Annotated in this window: 22 protein-coding genes; 12 read left to right on the top strand and 10 right to left on the bottom strand. The window is 72.7% G+C overall.

The annotated features are described in order from the left end of the window. Positions 1-138 (top strand): integrase core domain-containing protein (locus JF597_RS28920; RefSeq protein ID WP_293996838.1); only part of this gene is annotated, 138 nt, incomplete at its 5' end. Positions 139-178: 40 nt separating this feature from the next. Here the strand turns inward: JF597_RS28920 and JF597_RS28915 are convergent. Beyond that, a complete protein-coding gene (locus JF597_RS28915) occupies positions 179-1048 on the bottom strand; it encodes a DUF6397 family protein (protein WP_294002207.1) in 870 nt (289 codons plus the stop codon). A 126-nt stretch (positions 1049-1174) separates the two neighbouring features. Next, positions 1175-1588 (bottom strand): roadblock/LC7 domain-containing protein, encoded by a 414-nt coding sequence (locus JF597_RS28910; RefSeq protein ID WP_294002206.1) that lies wholly within the window; start codon positions 1586-1588, stop codon positions 1175-1177. A gap of 95 nt (positions 1589-1683) precedes the next feature. On the opposite strand from JF597_RS28910, the gene JF597_RS28905 reads away from it, so the two are divergent. Beyond that, entirely contained in the window at positions 1684-2112 is a 429-nt protein-coding gene (locus tag JF597_RS28905) for a PPOX class F420-dependent oxidoreductase (RefSeq protein ID WP_294002205.1), read from the top strand. 3 nt (positions 2113-2115) lie between these two features. Here the strand turns inward: JF597_RS28905 and JF597_RS28900 are convergent, their stop codons facing one another. The 5 genes from JF597_RS28900 to JF597_RS28880 form a co-directional block, all read right to left on the bottom strand. After that, positions 2116-2721: an ATP/GTP-binding protein gene (locus tag JF597_RS28900; RefSeq protein WP_294002211.1), complete on the bottom strand. Its 606-nt coding sequence runs from the start codon at positions 2719-2721 to the stop codon at positions 2116-2118. A gap of 188 nt (positions 2722-2909) precedes the next feature. Next, positions 2910-3323, bottom strand: a complete 414-nt coding sequence (locus JF597_RS28895) for a DUF742 domain-containing protein (protein WP_294002204.1) — start codon at positions 3321-3323, stop codon at positions 2910-2912. An 18-nt stretch (positions 3324-3341) separates the two neighbouring features. Continuing rightward, positions 3342-3779 (bottom strand): roadblock/LC7 domain-containing protein, encoded by a 438-nt coding sequence (locus JF597_RS28890; RefSeq protein ID WP_294002202.1) that lies wholly within the window; start codon positions 3777-3779, stop codon positions 3342-3344. Then, the gene (locus JF597_RS28885; RefSeq protein WP_294002200.1) at positions 3776-6292 is read right to left on the bottom strand and encodes a nitrate- and nitrite sensing domain-containing protein; all 2517 of its coding nucleotides are present in this window, start codon (positions 6290-6292) and stop codon (positions 3776-3778) included. Before JF597_RS28885 ends, JF597_RS28890 begins: the two co-directional genes overlap by 4 nt. Further along, complete coding sequence (locus tag JF597_RS28880) at positions 6276-6956, bottom strand: MHYT domain-containing protein (RefSeq protein WP_294002199.1); 681 nt, start codon at positions 6954-6956, stop codon at positions 6276-6278. Before JF597_RS28880 ends, JF597_RS28885 begins: the two co-directional genes overlap by 17 nt. A gap of 150 nt (positions 6957-7106) precedes the next feature. On the opposite strand from JF597_RS28880, the gene JF597_RS28875 reads away from it, so the two are divergent. The 3 genes from JF597_RS28875 to JF597_RS28865 all read left to right on the top strand — a co-directional run bounded on the left by JF597_RS28875 (position 7107) and on the right by JF597_RS28865 (position 9200). Beyond that, on the top strand, positions 7107-7706 hold the full coding sequence (locus tag JF597_RS28875; protein ID WP_294002197.1) for a class I SAM-dependent methyltransferase: 600 nt from the start codon (positions 7107-7109) through the stop codon (positions 7704-7706). A gap of 232 nt (positions 7707-7938) precedes the next feature. Further along, on the top strand, positions 7939-8187 hold the full coding sequence (locus JF597_RS28870) for a hypothetical protein (protein WP_294002210.1): 249 nt from the start codon (positions 7939-7941) through the stop codon (positions 8185-8187). 158 nt (positions 8188-8345) lie between these two features. Further along, on the top strand, positions 8346-9200 hold the full coding sequence (locus JF597_RS28865) for a hypothetical protein (protein WP_294002196.1): 855 nt from the start codon (positions 8346-8348) through the stop codon (positions 9198-9200). 63 nt (positions 9201-9263) lie between these two features. On the opposite strand, the gene JF597_RS28860 is transcribed toward JF597_RS28865, so the two are convergent. The 3 genes from JF597_RS28860 to xylA all read right to left on the bottom strand — a co-directional run bounded on the left by JF597_RS28860 (position 9264) and on the right by xylA (position 11572). Beyond that, a complete protein-coding gene (locus JF597_RS28860) occupies positions 9264-9446 on the bottom strand; it encodes a hypothetical protein (RefSeq protein WP_294002194.1) in 183 nt (60 codons plus the stop codon). Positions 9447-9654: 208 nt separating this feature from the next. Beyond that, positions 9655-9918, bottom strand: coding sequence for a hypothetical protein (locus JF597_RS28855; RefSeq protein ID WP_294002209.1), 264 nt, complete (start codon positions 9916-9918; stop codon positions 9655-9657). A 487-nt stretch (positions 9919-10405) separates the two neighbouring features. Then, positions 10406-11572, bottom strand: a complete 1167-nt coding sequence (gene xylA, locus JF597_RS28850) for a xylose isomerase (RefSeq protein ID WP_294002192.1) — start codon at positions 11570-11572, stop codon at positions 10406-10408. A 227-nt stretch (positions 11573-11799) separates the two neighbouring features. Between xylA and xylB the strand changes: the two genes are divergently transcribed. The 7 genes from xylB to JF597_RS28815 all read left to right on the top strand — a co-directional run bounded on the left by xylB (position 11800) and on the right by JF597_RS28815 (position 20887). Further along, a complete protein-coding gene (gene xylB, locus JF597_RS28845; RefSeq protein ID WP_294002191.1) occupies positions 11800-13245 on the top strand; it encodes a xylulokinase in 1446 nt (481 codons plus the stop codon). A 53-nt stretch (positions 13246-13298) separates the two neighbouring features. Next, entirely contained in the window at positions 13299-14507 is a 1209-nt protein-coding gene (locus JF597_RS28840) for an ROK family transcriptional regulator (RefSeq protein ID WP_294002190.1), read from the top strand. Between the two features lie 248 nt (positions 14508-14755). After that, on the top strand, positions 14756-16243 hold the full coding sequence (locus tag JF597_RS28835; protein WP_294002188.1) for an APC family permease: 1488 nt from the start codon (positions 14756-14758) through the stop codon (positions 16241-16243). Next, positions 16240-17253 carry an acetamidase/formamidase family protein gene (locus JF597_RS28830; protein ID WP_294002186.1) on the top strand — a complete coding sequence of 338 codons (1014 nt, stop codon included), beginning with the start codon at positions 16240-16242 and terminating at the stop codon, positions 17251-17253. The genes JF597_RS28835 and JF597_RS28830 overlap by 4 nt, the downstream gene beginning before the upstream one ends. A 52-nt stretch (positions 17254-17305) precedes the next feature. Beyond that, positions 17306-17908 (top strand): N-acetylmuramoyl-L-alanine amidase, encoded by a 603-nt coding sequence (locus tag JF597_RS28825; protein WP_294002184.1) that lies wholly within the window; start codon positions 17306-17308, stop codon positions 17906-17908. Between the two features lie 102 nt (positions 17909-18010). Next, positions 18011-19267: a GAF domain-containing protein gene (locus tag JF597_RS28820; protein WP_294002182.1), complete on the top strand. Its 1257-nt coding sequence runs from the start codon at positions 18011-18013 to the stop codon at positions 19265-19267. Positions 19268-19363: 96 nt separating this feature from the next. After that, positions 19364-20887 carry an aldehyde dehydrogenase family protein gene (locus JF597_RS28815; protein WP_294002180.1) on the top strand — a complete coding sequence of 508 codons (1524 nt, stop codon included), beginning with the start codon at positions 19364-19366 and terminating at the stop codon, positions 20885-20887. Positions 20888-21204 lie beyond the last annotated feature (317 nt).

Genomic DNA, 21204 nt, shown 5'->3' with positions numbered 1-21204 from the left:
CCCTACACCTCAGACCGCGAACGACAGGCCGCGTTCCCCGACTGGCTGGACTGGTACAACTACCACCGACCCCACACCGGAATCAGCGGCCACACCCCAGCCAGCCGCGTCACCAACCTGTCCGGACAGCACATCTAGGGGAAGTCGATGCCGGCGTCGGCGCGGGCCGGGCCGCCGCTCAGTGGGCGGGCCGGGGACTTCTGCGGAGCAGCCAGCCCCGCAGGCCTCGGGCGTGCGCCGGCCGGTCGGGCGCGGGGTGCCGGGAGGGTACGGCGGGGCCAGGCGCCGGCCGGTGTGCGCGAGCCTGGGCCGCCTCCCGTGCCAGGTCGTGCCGGAACCACTCGATCTCGTCCGGGTCGGCCGCCGTCATGAGGTCCTCGGCGAGCTGCGCGGTCGGCGAACCCGGTGCGCCGTGGGCGGGCGGGGCCGGCCTCAGGGACGTCACGTGGGCGCGCTCGCGCGGGTCGGTGAGCACGTCGTCGATCTCGCCGGGGTCCAGGAAGCCGGCCACCACCCCGGCCCGCTCCCACGGTCCGTCCGCCTGCCTGAGCAGGAAACCGCAGTGGCGTCCGCGCCAGTTCCGGGCCCGCTGGTCCGTGCCGGCCTTCAGCCGGTCGCTCAGGTCGGTGGGCGTACGGCCGGTGAGCAGCCGCGCGTTCTTCTCGTCGGCCGCGAACCGCCGCAGCTCCTCCGCCAGGTAGAGCCAGACCACGGCGCGGTAGCGATTGGGGTACCACTTCACCGGAGTCACCAGGCCGAGCCTCGCGACGCGGGTGAACCTGCCCGCCGGGATGCCCATCAGGGCCGCGGCCTCGGTCGTCCCCACGACCTGCACGCTCTCACCGAGGGATTCGGATCGGCTCCGGAGCCGGTCGATCTCGCTCCGTGGTACACGGCGGCCTCCGCCGCCTCCCTCGTCGGGCACGGTACGGATTCGTCCGAGGTGTACCGCGAGGTCGAACTCGCCCCGCTTGAGGCCCAGTTCGCGGGCGGCGCGGCTCGGTGCGCAGGTGAGCGGGCGGTTGTGGGCAAGGGTGGTGCCGGACATGGTCGTTCTCCCCCGTGGAGCGGGTGGCTCGCGCCGGATGCGCTCGCCGTGCAAAAAACCGTAGCCGGTCCGGCGAGACCCGTGGCGGGCCTGTGGATAACTCAACGGTGGGGGTGAATTCGCTGGTCAGAGGTCCATCGCGGAGGAGCGCTCCGGTTGCCGGGCGTCCACTGCGAGGTGCTCGCCGACGCGGTTGACCAGCAGGGTCATCTCGTAGGCGATCTGACCGATGTCGGCCTCGGCACCGCTGAGCACGCACAGGCAGCTGCCGGTTCCGGCCGCCGTGACGAACAGGACCGCCTCGTCGTACTCGATCATCGTCTGGCGGACCTGGCCCGCCCCGAAGTGCCGTCCGGAGCCCTTGGCGAGGCTGTGCAACCCGGAGGCGACGGCGGCCAGATGCTCCGCGTCCTCCCGGCGAAGGCCGGTACTCGCTCCCGTGACCAGCCCGTCGTTGGACAGGACCAGCGCGTGCCGTACGTGCTCCACGCGCTCGGTCAGGTCGTCGAGCAGCCAGCCGAGTCCCTGGTTCTGCGCCATGTCGTAGCGTCTCCCCGTGTGCGGTCTCCCCCTGGCTGGAGGATCTCCCCGCCAGCCTTCCCCACCACCGGCGTCCGGGCAAGGAGGATGGGGACATGGCAGAGAAGATGACCGACGAGGAATGGCGGGCGTTCGTCTCGCACGGCACCCGCACCGGCAAACTGTCCACCGTCAACGCAGACGGCAGCCCACACGTGGCCCCCATCTGGTTCCTGCTCGACGGTGACGAGCTGGTCTTCAACACCGGCAAGGACACCGTGAAAGGGCGCAATATCGCCCGTGACGGGCGTGTCGCCCTCTGTGTGGACGACGACCGGCCCCCTTTCCACTTCGTGGTGCTGAACGGGCGCGCCCGGCTGTCGGAGGACCTGGGCGAACTACGCGATTCGGCCACCCGGATCGCGGCCCGTTACATGGGAGCGGAGCGCGCGGAGGAGTTCGGCGCCCGCAACGGCGTCCCGGGCGAGCTGCTGGTCCGGGTCACCGTCGAAAAGGTGGTGGCGCTCAAGGACCTGACGGGCTGAGGCTCAGCCCACCGAGTCGAGGAGCCGGGCGGTGTGCATCCGCCCGGCGTACTCGACGAGCCGGATCAGCACCTCCTTGCCGGAGTCCCGGTCGCGGGCGTCGCACAGGACCACCGGCGTGCCCTGGTCCAGGTCGAGGGCGCGGGAGACGTCGTCGGCGCCGTAGGAGCGGGCGCCGGCGAAGCAGTTGACGGCGACGACGAACGGGATGTGCCGGTGCTCGAAGTAGTCGACCGCCGGGAAGCAGTCCTCCAGGCGGCGGGTGTCGGCGAGGACGACGGCTCCGAGTGCTCCTTGCGACAGTTCGTCCCAGAGGAACCAGAAGCGGTCCTGGCCCGGGGTGCCGAAGAGGTACAGGGAGAGTCCGGAGCGGATGGTGATGCGTCCGAAGTCCATGGCCACGGTGGTGGTGACCTTCTGGTCGACGCCGTCCGTGTCGTCCACCAGCTGGCCCGCTTCGCTGAGCATCTCCTCGGTGCGCAACGGCCGGATCTCGCTGACGGCGCCGACCAGGGTCGTCTTCCCGACGCCGAAGCCGCCGGCGACCAATATCTTGAGCGCCATGGCCGACGTGTCGTCGGTGGTCGGCTCGGAGTGCTCGGAGACCATGATCACTTCTCTCGGGAGGGCCTGCGGGAGTGCCTGGAGGACCTGCTGCGGCAAACGTCGGGACACCGGCGGAGCGGCACCGGACGACGCGAAGTCAGCATCATGACAACTGCGGCCCCGTCGCGGGCCGTTGGACCGGAACCCGTCTGTTCTGACCGGCTCGGGCCCGGTTGGTTCCGGATGCTCATCTACAGTGCCCGCAATCCCTTGATGACCTCGCGCAGAATCCGCTCGTCGGGCAGCTGGGCCGGTGGCACCGGACGGCTCACGATGACGCGGCCCAGTTCCAGCAGGTCGCCGAGGAGCACCCGGACCACGCCGACGGGGAGGTCGGCGCCGGCGGCGAGTTCGGCGACGGACTGTGTCTCCAGTCGGCACAGGTCGACCAGCGCACGGTGTTCGGGGCCCAGTGGCGTCTCGTCGTCGGCGCCGGACCTGCCCGGGTCGAGCGTGACCAGGGCGATGAGGTCGAACTTGACGCCGGTGGGGCCGGGTTCGGTGCGGCCGCCGGTCATGGCGTAGGGGCGGACCAGGGGCCCGGCCTCGCTGTCGTACCACTGGCTGCCCGGCTCGGGCGGGGTGCCGGTCATGTACTCGGTCATCGGTGGCGGTCTTCCGGCTCAGCCGGCGGCGGGCGGCCTGGCGGCGACGCGCGGCGCGGTGTACAGGTGCTCGCCGACGCGCTTGACCAGGCGGGCCATCTCGTACGCGACCAGGCCGATGTCGGCGCTCACGTCGGTGAGCAGGGCGAGGCAGGAGCCGTCGCCCGCGGCGGCCACGAAGAGGAAGGCGTCGTCCATCTCGACCATGGTCTGGCGCACCCCACCCGCCCCGAAGTGCCGTCCGGCGCCCTTGGCGAGGCTGTTGAAACCGGAAGCCACGGCGGCGAGGTGCTCGGCGTCCTCGCGTTTGAGGCCGGTCGACGCGCCGACGGCGAGGCCGTCGTTGGAGAGTACGACGGCGTGCCGTACCTCGGTGACGCGCAGCACCAGGTCGTCCAGCAGCCAGTCGAGTTCGCCGGAGCGCCGGTCTGCCCTCGTGCTCGGGTCCTGGATCATGAGCGGTCTCCTTCGGTGCGGTCGGTGCCCGATTCGGGTTCCGGGGCGGCTCCGCGGCCGGGTCGTCTGCCGCCGCCGCGCGCCCAGCCGTCGCGGTAGGCGGCCATGCGGTCGCGGACGAGTTCGGGGGTGCGCTCGTCCCGGCCGCGCACGGGCACGGGCTCCTCGGTGCGGGGATCGCGCAGTTGGGGGGCGAGGCTCGCCTGCCGCACCCGGCGTGGCAGGCCGTCTTCGGAGTGATCGGAGTGATCGGAGTCCTGCGGTGGGCGGTGCGGCCTCAAGGTGGTGACTCCGGGGGGCGGCGGTTCGGGCGCGGGGCGCGGTGAGGTGTGGGTGGCGGCGAGGGCCGGCCGGCCGGCGGGGGCGGGCTCCGGGAGGGCGGCGGTGCCGGGCACGCGCGCGTAGGCGCGTGCCGGTGCCTGCTCGGTGTCGGCCGCCGGGCGGGCGGGACGCTCCGCCGGGCCACCGTGCAGCAGTGCCTTCGGCAGCAGGACCACCGCGGTGGTGCCGCCATACGGTGACGTGCGCAGATGCACCTTGATGCCGTGGCGGGCCGCGAGCCTGCTGACCACGAAGAGGCCGAGCCGGTCGCTGTCGAACAGGTCGAGGGCCTCGGACTGCTCGATGCGCCGGTTGGCCTCGGCGAGGGTCTCCTGGCCCATGCCGAGCCCGCGGTCCTCGACCTCCAGGGCGTAGCCGTTGCCGACGGGCTCTCCGGTGACGCGCACGCGCGTGTGCGGCGGCGAGAACTGTGCGGCGTTCTCCACGACCTCGGCGAGCAGATGCGTGAGGTCGGCGACGGCCGCGCCGACGACGGCCGCCTCCGGGAGCTGTCGTACCTCCACGCGCGCGTAGTCCTCGACCTCGGACACGGCGGCCCGTACGACGTTGGTCAGGGACACGGGCATCCGCCAGGCCCGGCCCGGGGCGGCGCCGGAGAGGATGATCAGGCTCTCCGCGTGGCGGCGCATGCGGGTGGTGAGGTGGTCGAGGCGGAAGAGGTCGCTCAGTTCGCTGGGGTCGTCGGAGCGGCGTTCCATGCTGTCCAGCAGGCTCAGCTGCCGATGGACCAGGATCTGACTGCGGCGGGCGAGATTGACGAACACTCCCGAGATGCCGCTGGCGAGTTCGGCGCGCTCCACGGCGGCGCGCAGGGCGGCGCGGTGCACGGTACCGAGGGCCTCGGCGACCTGTCCGGTCTCGTCCTCCGCGGGCGGCCCGGGGGGCGCCTCGGCACGGACGTCGATCTCCTCGCCGGCCCGCAGTCTGCGCATCGCCTCAGGGAGTTTGCGGCGGGCGATCTCCAGGGCGCTGTTGCGCAGACTCACCAGTTCGATGACGAGGCCGCGTCCGATGCGTACGGAGATGACGAGCGAGGCGACCACGGCGAGCAGTCCGAACAGGACGGCGGCGCCGGCCGGGGTGATCAGGCCGCGTGCGAACGGATCGGCCCTGCCCGCCACCGCGCGTGCCGTGTCGGCCTGGACGCTCCGCATGCCGTTCTGCACGCGTGCGTGCGCGGTGTTCCAGGTGGCTTCGGGGGCCGCGCCGACCGCCTTAGCTCCGGGTGAGCTCGCGAGGATCCTGTCCTCGGCGGCGCCCAGCGCGGTGTAGTCGTCGCCGCCGGCCAGCCGGTGCCAGGCAGCGCGCTGGGCAGCGGGCAGGTCGGCGACGGCCGCGTCCGTGAGGACCCGGCGGGTGTCCACGGCGCCGGTGAACAGCCGCAGCCGCTCGCCGTCGAGGCCGTCGGCCAGCCGGGCACCGCCGAGGACCGCGTCCTCCTGGGCCAGCGCCTCGCCCGCCCGGGAGAACTCGAGCAGCACGCGCGCGTCGGAGCCCATGTCGTCGGCCTGGACGCCGGTGAGGGCGCCGTCGACGGCGAAGGCCGAGGAGATGGCCTGCGTGTACTGCCGGTAGGCCGCGTCCCAGCCGGCGCCGCGGCTCTGCACCGCGCGCCGCAGGGTGCGCAGCTGCTCGGCGCCGGTGACGAAGGCCTTCAGGCGCTGGGCGACGCCCTCGGGCAGTTCCTCTCCGTCTGCGACGGTGCTGTCCTTGCCGAGCCGTAGTGCCGAGACGGCCTGGTCAGTGTCGGTGCCCAGCCTCCGGAGTTCCGCGGCCTGTTCGGCGGCGGGGTCGGTCGCGTAGCGGACCGCGGCGGCCCGCTCGGCCTGGAGCGCGGCGACGGCGGTGGCGACCGGGGTGCGCAGCGCGGCGTCGACGTGCTGGGACTGGCGCAGCCGGGCGACGTCCTGTGCCGTGGTGACAGTGGCGTACGCCCAGAGGGCGAGCAGGGACATCACCGGCACCATGAGCAGGCAGACGACCTTGGCCCGCACGGTCCGTGGGCGGATCCGCCAGCCGCCGGGCCGGGTGGCCGTGTTGTCCGCCGCGGTGCCGACGAGGTCGTCGACCGGTTCGTCGGCGGGCGGTCCGGCGTGCGCGCGACGGCCGCGCACCGGCCGCGGTGACGGTGTCTCGGGACCTGCTGTCGGGGTCCTACGGGGTGTACGCATGGCCTCCTCGCTCAGTAAAGATGAACTGCATCGCCGTGGCCCCGGGCAGGGGGCTGCCGGAGGGCGTGACGTGCACGCTGACCGCGAACATGCCGGTGTAGTGCATGCTGCTGACGGCCGCTCCCATGACCAGCGAGGCGACGGTGACGGCGACGGGCGACCTGATGTTGAGCGCCGCCCACAGGGCCGCGGTCGCGGCGACCACGGCGATCAGGACGGAGAGTCCGACGAGCATCGGGTCGTAGCGCACGGCGCCGTGCAGGCGGACGGCCGCCATGCCGAGGTAGTGCATGCTGGCCACCCCCAGCCCGGTGGTGAGTCCGCCGAGCAGGAGTGCCCGGCTGCGGTCGCGGCTGTAGCCGACGGCGAAGACGCCGGCGCTGACGACGACCACGGCGACGAGCAGGCTGAGGATGGTCAGCGGTACGTCGTAGCGGATGTCGGTGCCGCTGACGCTGAAGCCGAGCATGGCCACGAAGTGCATGGTCCAGATGCCGGTGCCGAGCGCGGAGGCCGCGGTGAGCAGCCAGTTGCGGCGCGAGCGGCCGGTGCTGCCGAGCGCGCGGACGGTGCAGCGCAGCCCCAGTGCGGCGCCTATGCAGGCCATGACGTACGACAGCACGGGGGTCAGCCAGCCGAAGGTGGCGTGGTGCAGATGTCCCATGGCCCAGGGACGCTAGGGGGCACGGGCGCACAAAGGGGGCGCATTTCGAAAGGTGTTGCAATATGACTCAGAGATGTGCCGGAATGATCGCGTCCCGCTCGAACGTGCGCGCAGGGTCGTCCTCCGTGACGGTGAGGGATCATGCGGACCATGAGCGATGACCACACACACGTCCGGGAGTTCTTCGCCGCACGGGCGGCGGACTGGGACAGCAGGTTTCCCGACGACGGTCCCGCGTACGCGGCCGCGGTCACCGAACTGGGGCTGCGGGCGGGTGACCGGGTCCTCGACGCGGGGTGCGGCACCGGGCGCGCCCTCCCGCCGCTCCGCCGGGCCGTGGGGCCCACCGGCGTGGTCCTCGGGATGGACCTCACGCCGGCGATGCTCCAGGCCGCCCGGCTGGCCGGCCGGGACCTTGACGGGCAGTTGCTGCTCGGCGACGTCGCCGCGCTGCCATTGCGGTCGGGGTCCCTCGACGCCGTGTTCGCCGCGGGCCTGATCGCCCATCTGCCCCGTCCGGCGGAGAACCTGCGGGAGTTGGCGCGCGTGGTCCGCCCCGGCGGCACCCTCGCCCTGTTCCACCCGATCGGCCGGGCCGCCCTGGCGGCGCGCCAGGGACGGCAGATCACTCCGGACGACCTGCGCGCCGAGGGCAACCTCGGTCCGCTGCTGGCCGGTTCGGGCTGGCGCATGACGTCGTACGTGGACGAGGACGCCCGGTTCCTGGCGCTGGCGGTCCGCGGACGCTAGCCCGGCCACCGCCACCGCGTCCGCCCCGGGGCGGGCGCGGCCGACGGCACCGAGCCCGCCCCCGTGACCGCGCCGCGCCATGCGGCCCTCTTCTGTTGCCGGAGCTTCAACCTTACGTTCGTCGGAGGAAGGCAGATGTTCGCAGGCGAAGGCCGACAAGGGGAAGGAGACCCGCGTGTTCGACCGGATCCGCAGGTACGCAGGCAGACGGCGTGGCGCCGACGGCGGAACGGTGCCGGAACGGCGTGCGAGCCGTGAGCAGCGCGCGCACAACTTGTTCGAGGCCGCGGCCGCCTATGTCACGGCCCGCGCGGAGGACGACCAGGACCGGATCGAGGAGGCGGCGGGCTGGGTGTCGCCGGAGGCGCTGTCCTTCGGGGTGAGCGAGCTGGCGTGCCGGGCCGTGGTCGCCCTGGCCCGGGAGCGCGAGGAGTCGCCGGCCGCGGTGGCGCGCGACCTCCTCGGGCTGCCGGTGGCCTGACCCTCGGTACCGCCGAGGTCACGAGGTTTCCCCTGCCCGCGAGGTCGTTTCGTCCCGTCCCGGTGGAAACCTGCAGCTCGTATGGAGGCCGGCCGTGACAACGGCCTTCCCGTCGCACTAGGGTGCGCGCCGTTGGACGAACCACTGGGGAGGCAGGGATGGCCGGGACCGATGAGGAGGCCGTCGCCGCGGACGAGGCACTGTACGTGCTCACGGCGGTGCTGCTGACGCCGGCGAAGTTTCCGAGTGTGCTGGGCGACGACTATCCGGAGGCGTGCGCGGCACTGCAGCTGGCACCGCGCGCCGACGGGTACGGTCTGGTGCTCGGCCAGGACGGCGAAGGAGCGCGCTGGACGGTCGTGATCGACGACGTCTCGCTGGTCGCCGTCGCGATCGCGTCCTGGGACTGCGGCATGGAGTACGACCTGTCGCCGGACGAGCGCACGGTGGTCGCCGCCCTGCCCGGCTGGCCGCTGGCGGTCGCCGTGGCGGCTCCCGACGTGCCCGCGCCGCACGACCCCGGCCCTGAGGTGGCGGACCAGACGCCGCTGGCCCCGCCGGACACCAGTGTCTGGGGTCCTGCGCAGCGGCGGCTGGGCGCCGACGAGATCGCCCTCCAGTGGGCGATCTGGCGGGAGCAGATCGGCGACGACTTCTTCCCGGCACCGGCGGCGGCCGGGGCTGCCCCAGAAGCCCCCGAGGAGGCTCCGCAGGACGACGAGGCGGCCCCGAGGGCCCCGAAGGGGCACGCCGGAGTCCGGCGGGTCCTGGCCGAGGCGTGGGCCTACGTGGACACGCCTCCGCCGCTGGGCCGGGTGCGCTCCTCGTTCGCCCCGGGCGACGCCCGTACCCTGCGCGCCGACGGGCCCGGCTGGTCGCTCGTGGCCCGGACCGACGACATCGCCTTCGTGCTCCTCGACGAGGAACCCGGCGAGGTCCTCCCGGTCGGCCGGGGACCCGAGCTCCCCGGCCTCCTGGAAGCCCTCGACAAGATGGCCGTACGGCCTCTGTGAGCCTCCCGGGCCGTATCCCCCCGCAGGCCTGTCAGGGGCGGGGCACGGCCCCGGGCAGGTGGCTCAGTGGCCGATCTCCTTGCGCGTGACCCGGCGCAGCCTGCGCCGCTGCGAGGGGTCGAGCGCGAGGTACGCGGCCACCGGGACGCCCACCACGATCAGGAACGTCACCCACCAGGGCAGCCATATCAGCAGGATGAGCCCGACCGCCACACCTCCTGCGGCGATCTTCGCGTTCTTCGACATCAACGTCGCCTCCTTCGCGGCCCTTGCCGCTCTCTGATGTGAGAACGGGTCCGCGCTTCCCGCGGTTCCGGACCACGACCCTGAGACATCCCTGACGAGCCACCCCTACTGGCCCCCGAGGACCGACTCGAACAGATCGTGAAGCAGCCGCGCTCTCAGCGTGATCACTACCGGTCGCCTGCCGCGCCGGACGTCCGGAGACGGCTGGCTACCCCAGCAGCGAAGGCAACAGCGAGTCCAGACCGCTCGGCAGCTCGCTGGGCAGCTCCGAGGGCCACTGCGAAGGGAGTTCGCTCGGCAGGCCCGACGGCAGGCTGCTGGGCAGCTCGGTCGGGAGGCCGAGCGAAGGGCGGGGCGAACCGGAGTGGCTCGGGCTGCTCGTGCCCGGTTTCCCGTCGGTCGAGCCGTCGCCGCCGGACGCCATCAGGACGACGGCCGCGACGGCCCCCGCGGCCACCAGCAGGACCAGCACGGCGAACAAAGGGCCCCTGCGCCGGCGCGGCGGCTCCGGTGGGCGTGGTGGCATCCACCCGACGGCGGTGGGCGGCTCCTGGTCGCCGGGCGGGGCGCCGAAGCCGGCGTGCGGGGGCGGTGCGGAGCCTTCGTGGGGAGAGGGGCCGTAACCCCCGTGCGGAGGCGGGCCGTAACCTCCGGACGAAGGCGGGTCGTAGCCCTCGTACGGAGACGGGTCGTAGCCTCCGCCTGGCGGCGGAGTGCCATGTGGCGGGCCGGGCGGTCGTGGCGGTACGGGCGGCATGGCCATACCGCCAAGAGTCACCGCGTTCCGGTCGTCGCGCGAGCCCGGCGCGGGAGTTGGCACGGATTCATGCCATGGACCGCACGATTCCGGAGCATTCCCCGTGCGAACCGGTCGTGCGGATGCGGAATCGGGGCAGGGCACGGCACGCGCGCGTGAGGGCGTCACCGCTGGAGCGGCCTTCACGCGCGCGCGTGTGTGTTCAGCCCCGCGCGCCCAGCAGGTGGTCCATCGCCAGCTGGTCGAGGCGCTCGAAAGCCATTCCGCGTGCGGCCGTCGCGTCCACGTCGAACTCCTCGAAGGCCGTACGGTCGGCGAGGAGGGCCTGGAGGCCGTCCGCGGCGGTCGGCTGGGCCAGCTGGTCCAGACGGGAGGCGCGCAGGGCCTCCTGGACCTCCGGGTCCGCACGGAAAGCGGCCGCGCGCTCCTTGAGGATCAGGTAGTTGCGCATGCAGCCGGCGGCCGACGCCCACACGCCGTCGAGGTCCTCGGTCCGCGGCGGCTTGAAGTCGAAGTGCTTCGGGCCCGCGTAGCCGGCGCTCTCCAGGAGGTCGACCAGCCAGAAGGCGGCGCGCAGGTCACCGGCGCCGAAGCGCAGGTCCTGGTCGTACTTGATGCCGGACTGGCCGTTGAGGTCGATGTGGAAGAGCTTGCCCGCCCACAGGGCCTGCGCGATGCCGTGCGGGAAGTTCAGGCCGGCCATCTGCTCGTGGCCCACCTCGGGGTTCACGCCGTACAGCTCGGGGCGCTCCAGGCGCTCGATGAAGGCGAGGGCGTGGCCGACGGTGGGGAGCAGGATGTCGCCGCGCGGCTCGTTCGGCTTGGGCTCGATGGCGAAGCGCAGGTCGTAGCCCTGGGAGGTGACGTACTCGCCGAGGAGGTCGAAGGCCTCCTTCATGCGGTCGAGGGCGACCCGGACGTCCTTGGCGGCGCCGGACTCGGCGCCCTCGCGGCCGCCCCAGGCGACGTACGTCTCGGCGCCCAGCTCGACGGCCAGGTCGATGTTGCGGATGGTCTTGCGCAGCGCGTAGCGGCGCACGTCACGGTCGTTCGCGGTGAAGGCGCCGTCCTTGAAGACCGGGTGGGTGAAGAGGTTGGTGGTGGCCATCGGCACCTTCATGCCGGTGGCGTCGAGGGCCTGCCGGAAGCGCTTGATGTGCGACTCGCGCTCGGTGTCCGAGGACCCGAAGGGGATCAGGTCGTCGTCGTGGAACGTCACACCGTGGGCGCCCAGTTCGGACAGGCGCTGGACCGTCTCGACGGGGTCGAGGGCGCCGCGGGTGGCGTCGCCGAACGGGTCCCTTCCCTGCCAGCCGACGGTCCACAGGCCGAAGGTGAACCTGTCCTCGGGGGTGGGCTGGAAGCTCATGCCGCGGCTCCTTGCTCGGGGGTTGTGCTCGATGACTGCGGTGGATGACTGATGGATGACTGTCGTGCCGACTATTTCGTCATCGCGGTTTACAAATTAGTATGCCAACGCGTCCCTGGGAAGGGTCACCCTGTCCCCGAAGGACGAAAACCGGGTCGCGACACCCCGACGAACCGGAAAAACTGCAGGTCAGGTAAACCGCGAGCCGCGGAAAAAGGGAGAGCTCGATGTCAGCAGCCGAGGGTCCGCTCGTCGTCGGCGTGGACACGTCCACCCAGTCCACCAAGGCGCTGGTCGTCGACGCGTCCACCGGCGAGGTCGTCGCGAGCGGCCAGGCACCGCACACCGTGACCACCGGAGCGGGCCGGGAGAGTGATCCGCGCCAGTGGTGGGACGCACTGTGCGAGGCGCTGCGCCAGTGCGGGGACGCCGCGCACGAGGCGGCGGCCGTGTCGATCGGCGGGCAGCAGCACGGTCTGGTCACCCTGGACGAACGCGGCGAGCCGGTACGACCCGCACTGCTCTGGAACGACGTCCGTTCGGCGCCGCAGGCCCAGCGGCTGATCGAGGAGCTGGGCGGCCCGAAGGCCTGGGCGGAGCGCACCGGGAGTGTGCCGGGCGCGTCGTTCACGGTCACCAAGTGGGCGTGGCTCGCGGAGCACGAACCGGAGGCGGTGCGCGCGACCAGGGCCGTACGGCTCCCCCACGACTACCTCACGGAGCGGCTGACCGGGCAGGGCACGACCGACCGCGGCGACGCCTCCGGCACCGGCTGGTGGGCGTCGGCGACCGAGGCGTACGACGAGGAGACCCTGGCCCATGTGGGCCTGGACCCGGCGTTCCTGCCCCGGGTGGTCCGCCCTGGCGAGGTCGCCGGCACCGTCCGGGACAGTCATGACCTGCCGTTCTCCAAGGGCACCCTGGTGGCGCCCGGCACCGGTGACAACGCGGCGGCCGCGCTGGGGCTCGGGCTGCGACCGGGCACCCCCGTACTGAGCCTGGGCACCTCGGGCACGGTGTACGCCGTCTCCAAGCACCGCCCCGCCGACCCCACGGGCACGGTGGCGGGCTTCGCCGACGCGCACGGCGACTGGCTGCCGCTCGCCTGCACGCTGAACTGCACCCTCGCGGTCGACCGGGTCGCGGCCCTTCTCGGCCTGGACCGCGAGGCCGTCGAGCCCGGCACCTCGGTGACCCTGCTGCCGTACCTGGACGGCGAGCGCACCCCGAACCTGCCGAACGCCTCCGGCCTGCTGCACGGACTGCGCCATGACACCACCGCGGGCCAGCTCCTCCAGGCCGCCTACGACGGCGCCGTGCACGCCCTGCTGGGCGCCCTGGACCTGGTCCTCGACGAGGACGCCGACCGGACCGGCCCGCTGCTGCTGATCGGCGGCGGCGCCCGGGGCCGGGCCTGGCAGGAGACGGTGCGGCGGCTCTCGGGACGGCCGGTGCAGGTGCCCGAGGCCAAGGAGCTGGTCGCCCTCGGCGCCGCCGCGCAGGCGGCCGGGCTGCTCACCGGTGAGGACCCGGCGGCGGTGGCGCGGCGCTGGAACACCGCCGCGGGGCCCGTGCTGGACGCGGTGGAGCGGGACTCCGCGACGCTGTCCAGGATCTCCGGGGTACTCTCCGACGCGGCCCCGCTGCTGGAGCGGGCGCCGGAGAATCGCTGATCGGCAGAGGACTGCCGAGAGGATTCAGAAAGTCCCAGAGGATTGATGGAGGCATGACCGCACCGCTGCACGAGGCCCGTCCGACGGCCACCGGCCGTGCCCTGCCGGACACCCAGCAGGGCATGCGCCGGCGCAACCTCGCGCGCGTGATGCACGCCGTCAGTGCGGAGGGCTCGCTGTCGCGGGCCGCGGTCGCCTCACGCATCGGCCTCACCAGAGCGGCGGTGTCGACCCTGGTGGACGAGCTGATCCGCTGGGGGCTGCTGGAGGAGCTGGGTCCCGAGCGGCCCAACCGCGTCGGACGGCCGGGCTCGGCACTCGCGGTGAGCGGGCACGGACCGGCCGGTCTCGGGGCGGAGGTCGGGGTCGACCATCTCGCCGTGTGCGCGGTCGACCTGCGCGGCGAGGTACGCGCGCGTGCCGTGCGGCACGGTGCGAACCGGGGCCAGGACCCGCGCCCCGTGCTGGCGGAGCTGACCGAACTGGTCCGGCGGGTCGCGGCGGACGCGGAACGGGACGGCCTGTGGCCCGCCGGTCTCGCGGTCGCCGTGCCCGGCCTCGTGGCCCGCGACGGACACACGGTCGTCCACGCCCCGAACCTCGACTGGCACGGCACCGACCTGGCCGCCCTGCTGCCCGCCGGCCTCCCGCTGACGGTGGACAACGAGGCCAACTTCGGCGCCCTGGCCGAACTGTGGCTCGGGGACGCGACGCCGAACGACTTCCTGCACGTGTCGGCGGAGATCGGCATCGGCGCCGCCGTCGTGGTGGACGGACAGCTGCTGCGCGGGAAACGCGGTTTCGCGGGCGAGCTCGGCCACGTGCCGGTCCACCCCGACGGGCCGCGGTGCGCCTGTGGCGGGCGCGGGTGCCTGGAGCAGTACGCCGGCGAGGAGGCGGTGCTGCGTGCGGCCGGCCTCGAACCCCGTGAGGACGCGGTGGGGCTGCTCGCGCAGCGGGCGGGCGCGGACCACGAGGGCGTACGCCGCGCCCTGCGGGACGCCGGTACGGCCCTGGGCATCGCCCTGACCGGCGCCGTCAACCTCCTCGACCCCGAGTCCGTGGTGCTGGGCGGCGCCCTGGCGGGCCTCGCCCCCTGGCTCCTGCCGTCCCTGGAAGCGGAGCTCGCCGACCGTACAACGGGCCCTGCCCTGCCGGTCTCCGTCTCCCGCCTCGGCTCCGAGGGCCCCCTCCTGGGCGCGGCCCACTCGGTGATCCGTGCCGTCCTGGACGATCCGGCGACCGTGGCCGAGCGGGTCTGACCGAGTCACGGCCGGAAGTCTCCACCTTCGCGCCCGGTGGTTCGGGTCGCCATGCCGTGGGGACGGCGGAGGGCGAGCCCGGGTGAGGCCCGCGCTCCCCATCGCCCGTCCGGGTGGCGCGGTTGTCCACAGTCGCCGCTCCGTCCACGGAACCCCCAGGCGCCCTTCTGCCCAACCCGCAAGCGCCGTACCGTGATTCACGCGAGGCATCCGCCGGAACGAGGGGAACACGCACGTCAGGGGGACGTATGTCGGGAGAGGCGGCCGCGGGCCTGCGGCGGGACGCGGTGGGGTTGCGGGAGGTGCTGTTCCAGAGCGTCACGGCGATGGCGCCCGCCGCCGCCGTCGCCGCGTCCATTCCGGCGGGGGCGGCGTTCGCCGGGGGCAGCCTGCCCCTGGCCGTGGTGATCGCTCTGGTGGCCTGCCTGTTCACCGCGTCGTGCGTGGCCGAGCTGGCGCGCGAGTTGCCCGCGGCCGGCTCCGTGGCCACCTATGCGGCGCAAGGGCTGCATCCGGCCGTGGGGTTCCTGGTCGGCTGGGGCTACGTGTTCGTGGAGGCGCTGGTTCCGCCGTTGCTGCTGCTCCAGCTCGGGTTCACCGCGGCGGGGACCCTGCATGACGAGTGGGCCTCCTACCCGGCCGGCCTGTGGTGGCCGTGGGCGCTGGCCGGCGCCGCCGTCGTCGCCGTCGCCGGATACCTGGGCGTGCGGGCCTCGGCCCGCTTCGGGACCGTCCTCGGGGTCTTCGAGGTCGCGGTGTTCCTCGTCTTCGCAGGATGGCTGATCATCCGCGCCGGTGGCCACAACACCCTCTCCGTGTTCGGAACTTCGCACACGGCGGACGGCTACGGAGGGGTCAGCGGGGTCTTCGCCGGTTCCGTCTACACCGTGCTGGCGTTCGCCGGCTTCGAAGCGGCCGCGCCGCTCGCCGAGGAGACCCGTGACCCGCGCCGCACGATGCGCCGCGCGGTGCTCGGCGCGGCCCTGGGGATCGGCCTGTTCTACGTGGTGACGACCTATGCGATGAGCGTGTACTTCGGCCCCGGCAGGTTCGCCTCCTTCGGGGCGGCGGGCGAGGCGTCCTGGGAGGGGGTCGCCCGGGCCTCCTTCGGGCTGTTCTGGGTGCTCGTGTTCCTGGCGGTCGTGAATTCGACCGTCGCCAACGCCAACGCCTGCGCCAACGTCTCCACGCGGACGGCCTTCGCGCTGGCCCGCATCCGGGTCCTCCCGCGCGTGCTCGCCACGCTCCACCCCCGGTACCGCTCCCCCGTCGCCGGCATCGCGGTCCAGACGGTGGTGGCGGTCGGCGCGATGCTGGGGCTCGGTTTCGGCTACGACCCGGTGACCGCGTTCCTGCTGCTGGCCACAGTGATCGTCACGGTCGTCATCGGCGTCTACATCGTCGTCAACCTCGCCTGCGCCGGCTACTTCCTGCGCCGCGGCCGTCCCTCCCTCAAGCCCGTACGGCACCTGCTCCTCCCGCTGCTGGGCATCGTGGCCTTCGTCCCCGCCCTGCTCACCGCGGCCGGCCTGCCCGTCTTCGACTTCGTGACGAAGCTGACCGCCCCGGTGTCGTACGCCGGTCCGGTGGTCGGGGTCTGGATGGCGATCGGAGTGGTCGTCCTCCTGGTGCTGATCCGGCGTCACCCCGGGCGCATAGCCGAGACCGCGCGGGTCCACCTCGAAGAGGACACCCCCGGCACCGTCGCCGCACAGAACGGAGCACCACCGCGATGAGCGACCCCCGTATCCTCACCGTCCGTCCCGGACCGGACGACTACGCCTGGACGTTCGGCGGGGCGCCGCCGGTGGCGCGGATCGCGCCCGGCACGGTCCTCGACCTGTACACGGAGGACTGCTTCGCCGGACGGGTGCGGTCCGAGAAGGACCTGGTGTCCGAGGTCTGCGAGTTCCCGTTCCTCAACCCGCAGACCGGCCCCTTCCACATCGAGGGCGCGGAGCCGGGCGACACCGTCGCCGTGCACTTCGTGTCGATCGAACCGGCCCGGGACTGGGCGGCGTCGACGACGGTGCCGCTGTTCGGCGCGCTCACCTCCACGCACACCACGGCCACCCTGCAGCCGCCGCTGCCGGAGACGGTCTGGATCTGGCAGCTGGACCGGGCCCGGCGCACGGCCCTGTTCCGGGCGCACGAGGGCGGCATCGAGCTGGAGCTGCCGCTCGACCCGATGCACGGCACGGTCGGGGTGGCCCCCGCGAATCTTGAGGTCCGTTCGGCCCTGGTGCCGGACGCGCACGGCGGGAACATGGACACGCCGGAGATGCGCGCGGGCGTCACCTGCTATCTCGGGGTCAACGTGGCGGGCGCACTGCTCAGCCTCGGCGACGGGCACGCCCGGCAGGGCGAGGGCGAGACCTGCGGGGTGGCGGTGGAGTGCGCGATGAACACCGTGGTGATCGTCGAGCTGCTGAAGGGGATCGCGACGCCGTGGCCCCGGCTGGAGTCGGACACGCACATCGTCTCGACGGGTTCGGCACGTCCGCTGGAGGACGCCTTCCGGATATCGCAGCTCGACCTGGTGCAGTGGCTGGTGCGCGACTACGGGTTCGGCGAACTCGACGCGTACCAGTACGCGACCCAGACGGTGGAATCACCGTTGGCCAACGTGTGCGACACCAACTACACGTGTGTGGCCAAGCTCCGCAAGGAGTGGCTGCCCGCGCGCGAGACTTACCGCGGACTGCATGCGCGACTGCGCGAGACGGCGGCGTCCCTGGGCCGCTGACCGACCCTCGACTCCCCGTGCTTCGAGCACGCTTCCGAAAGGCGCCCCATCCATGGACCGGGTACGACCGCTCCCCAGCAGGCGACGGCTCCTGAAGGGCGCGGCTCTCGCCGCCGTCCCGTACACGCTGCTGCCCGCGGGCCGGGCGGGCGCGCAGACCGGGGTCGTCGACTATCCGTCGGCCGAGTGGCAGGCGGCGAGCAGCGAGAACCGGACACCGGCCCTGCGCCCCGACGAGTACGCGATCGACCGGGTGATCATCCATGTCACACAGCAGGCGTACGCCGGTACGCTCTCCATCTTCCAGAACCCGAGGAAACGGGTCTCCGCGCACTACCTGGTGCGCTCGGCCGACGGGCATGTCGCGCAGTGCGTGCGGGAGACGGACGTGGCCTGGCACGCGGGGAACTGGGACTACAACACGCGGAGCATCGGCATCGAGCACGAGGGCTGGGTGGACCGGCCGGAGTACTTCACCGACGCCCTGTACAGGGAGTCGGCGCGGCTGACGGCGTCGATCTGCGAGAGATACGGCATCCCGAAGGACCGGGAGCACGTCATCGGGCATGTCGAGGTGCCCGGGACCGACCACACCGATCCGGGCAGGCACTGGGACTGGGCCCGGTACATGAGACTGGTGGGACAGCCGGAGTGAGGCAGCGGGGCCGGTCCCCGGAGGGAGGCCGGTCGAAACGGTTGTCGGCGCGAACACCCCGCGTGACGATGTCCCCAGCCGCATCGCCGTCGGGAGGCCGAGTTGACCGATCCGTGGGTGGCCCTGGAGCCCGGGGCCGACCCTGCCGAGCGCGTCCGGCTGCTGCGCCGGGCGCACGAGACGTTCACCACGGCGGGCACCGTGCCGCGCCCGGTGCGGTCCGTGGTCGCCGAGTCGTGGCGGCGTTCGGCGCGGGCCGGGGTGGGGCCGGACGGCGCGGCGCGCGTGGAGCTGACGGACGATGACCTCGGGGCGTACCGGGCGGAACATCCGCTGGCCCGGGTGATGCCGCTGTTCCGGGAGCTGATGGGGACGTTCGCGGCGGACGGCGAGCATCTGCTGGCGGTGTGCGACGCGGACGGCAGGCTGCTGTGGGTGGAGGGGCATCCGGCGACCCGGCGCCGGGCGGACCGGATGAACTTCGTGCCGGGCGCCCGCTGGTCGGAGAGCGCGGTCGGCACCAACGCGCCGGGGACGGCGGTGGCCGTGGACCGGCCGGTGCAGGTGTTCGCGGCGGAGCACTTCATCCGCCGGGTGCAGCCGTGGACGTGCGCGGCAGCGCCGGTGCACGATCCGCGCACCGGGCGCGTGCTGGGTGCCGTCGACATCACCGGCGGCGACCGGCTGGCGCACCCGCACAGCCTGGGTTTCGTGCAGGCGGTGGCGCGGGCCGCCGAGTCGCAGCTGGCGCTGCTCGATCCGCCGGCGACCGCCGACGAAACGCCCGCGCTGACGGCGCTCGGCCGGGACGAGGCCGAGCTCCGGCTGGACGGCCGCCGGATCCGGCTCGGCCGCCGGCACAGCGAGCTGCTGGTGCTGCTGTCCCGCCACCCGGAGGGACTGACCGGTGACGAGCTGCTGTACGCGCTGTACGAGGACGAGTCGGTGACGCCGGTGACGCTGCGGGCGGAACTCGTCCGGCTGCGCCGGCTGCTGGGCCCCGGGCTGCTCGCCTCCCGGCCGTACCGGCTGACCGCACCGGTCGAGTCGGACGCGACCGCGGTGGAGCGGCGGCTGGAGGCCGGCGCGGTGACGGCCGCCGTGGGGGCGTACACCGGCCCGTTGCTGCCGGGCTCGCAGGCACCCGCGGTCGTACGGCTCAGGCAGCGGCTGGTGGACGGGCTGCGGGCGGCGCTGATCGGGTGTCAGGACCCGGACCTGCTGGCGGAGTGGGCGCATGCGCCGTGGGGAGAGGACGACGTCGAGGTGTGGCGAGCGCTGGCGGCGGTGCGGCCGACGGCGGTCGTGCGGTCCCGGCTGGCGGCCCTGGAGGCGGAGCTCACGGCGCCGGCCGGCTGACCTGCCGCGCAACGTGTTCGCAACGTCCGCTCCCCTAGCCTCCGCGCCGGGAGCTGCCCGACGGAGGGCAGCGCATCTGCAAGGAGGCAGGCCACCATGACCCGTTTCGCGGCGCCCGGCACCGAGGGCGCGATCGTCTCCTACCAGGCGCGCTACGACCACTTCATCGGCGGCGAGTACGTGCCGCCGGCCCGGGGGCAGTACTTCGAGAACCCGTCGCCGGTGAACGGGCAGCCGTTCACCGAGGTGGCGCGGGGCACCGCCGAGGACGTGGAGCGGGCGCTGGACGCGGCGCACGCGGCCGCGCCGGGCTGGGGCCGCACGTCGGTGACGGAGCGTTCCGACATCCTCCTGAAGATCGCCGACCGGATGGAGGCCCACCTCGAACCGCTCGCGGTCGCCGAGAGCTGGGAGAACGGCAAGCCGGTGCGTGAGACGCTGGCCGCCGACATCCCCCTGGCCATCGACCACTTCCGGTACTTCGCGGGGGCGATCCGCGCGCAGGAGGGGTCGCTGGGCGAGGTCGACGACGACACGGTGGCGTACCACTTCCACGAGCCGCTCGGGGTCGTCGCGCAGATCATCCCCTGGAACTTCCCTATCCTGATGGCCACCTGGAAGCTCGCGCCGGCCCTCGCCGCCGGCAACGCGGTCGTCATCAAGCCCGCCGAGCAGACCCCAGCCTCCATCCACTACTGGATGAGCCTGATCGCGGACCTCCTGCCGCCGGGCGTGGTGAACATCGTCAACGGGTTCGGCGTGGAGGCGGGCAAGCCGCTCGCGTCCAGCCCGCGGGTGGCGAAGGTCGCCTTCACCGGCGAGACCACCACGGGGCGGCTGATCATGCAGTACGCCTCGGAGAACATCAAACCGGTCACGCTCGAACTGGGCGGCAAGTCCCCCAACATCTTCTTCGACGACGTCTGGGCGCACGACGACGACTTCCGCGACAAGGCCCTCGAAGGCTTCACGATGTTCGCGCTCAACCAGGGCGAGGTCTGCACCTGCCCGTCCCGGGCCCTCGTCCAGCGCGGCCACTACGCCGAGTTCATGGAGGCGGCGGTCGCCCGGACCCGCCAGATCAAGCCGGGGCACCCGCTCGACACCGACACGATGATCGGCGCCCAGGCCTCCAACGACCAGCTGGAGAAGATCCTCTCCTACCTGGACATCGGCCGGCAGGAGGGCGCGAAGATCCTCACCGGCGGCGAACGCATCGACCACGACGGCGAGCTGAAGGGCGGCTACTACGTCCAGCCGACCATCTTCGAGGGCGACAACCGGATGCGTATCTTCCAGGAGGAGATCTTCGGCCCGGTGGTCTCGGTGACCTCCTTCGACGACTTCGACGACGCGATCAAGACGGCCAACGACACGCTGTACGGGCTCGGTGCGGGCGTTTGGACCCGCGACATCAACACCGCGTACCGCGCGGGCCGTTCGATCCAGGCCGGCCGGGTCTGGACCAACTGCTACCACGCGTACCCGGCGCATGCGGCGTTCGGCGGCTACAAGCAGTCGGGGATCGGCCGCGAGACCCACAAGATGATGCTGGAGCACTACCAGCAGACGAAGAATCTACTGGTCTCGTACTCGCCGAAGAAGCTGGGGTTCTTCTAGAGAAACAGAAAAAGGGCGCCTGAGCTGGGAAATCTCCCGTCAGGCGCCCTTCTCGGTCACTGCCTCAGACAGCAAAGCGAAATGATGCCTTACTCCCGATTTGCCCCACCGGTGTACCAGTGTTGCCCACCTGGTCCGGAATACTTCCGGACCGGATTCCGGTCACCCCGCCTCGCCAGAAGATGGGGAACCCTCCCAACGATTCATCGACTCCTCGATCAACTGGTTGGCATGGCCTCGGGTCCCGGCCAGGAACTTCGCGTAGTAGCGGCGCGCGCGTCGAGGCCGGCCCGCGCCATGGCCACCTGGCGCAACTC

Source organism: Streptomyces sp. (assembly GCF_019510245.1).
GTDB lineage: Bacteria > Actinomycetota > Actinomycetes > Streptomycetales > Streptomycetaceae > Streptomyces.
The sequence above is the reverse complement of the archived record's forward strand: the minus strand, read 5'-3'. Positions and strand labels throughout refer to the sequence as shown.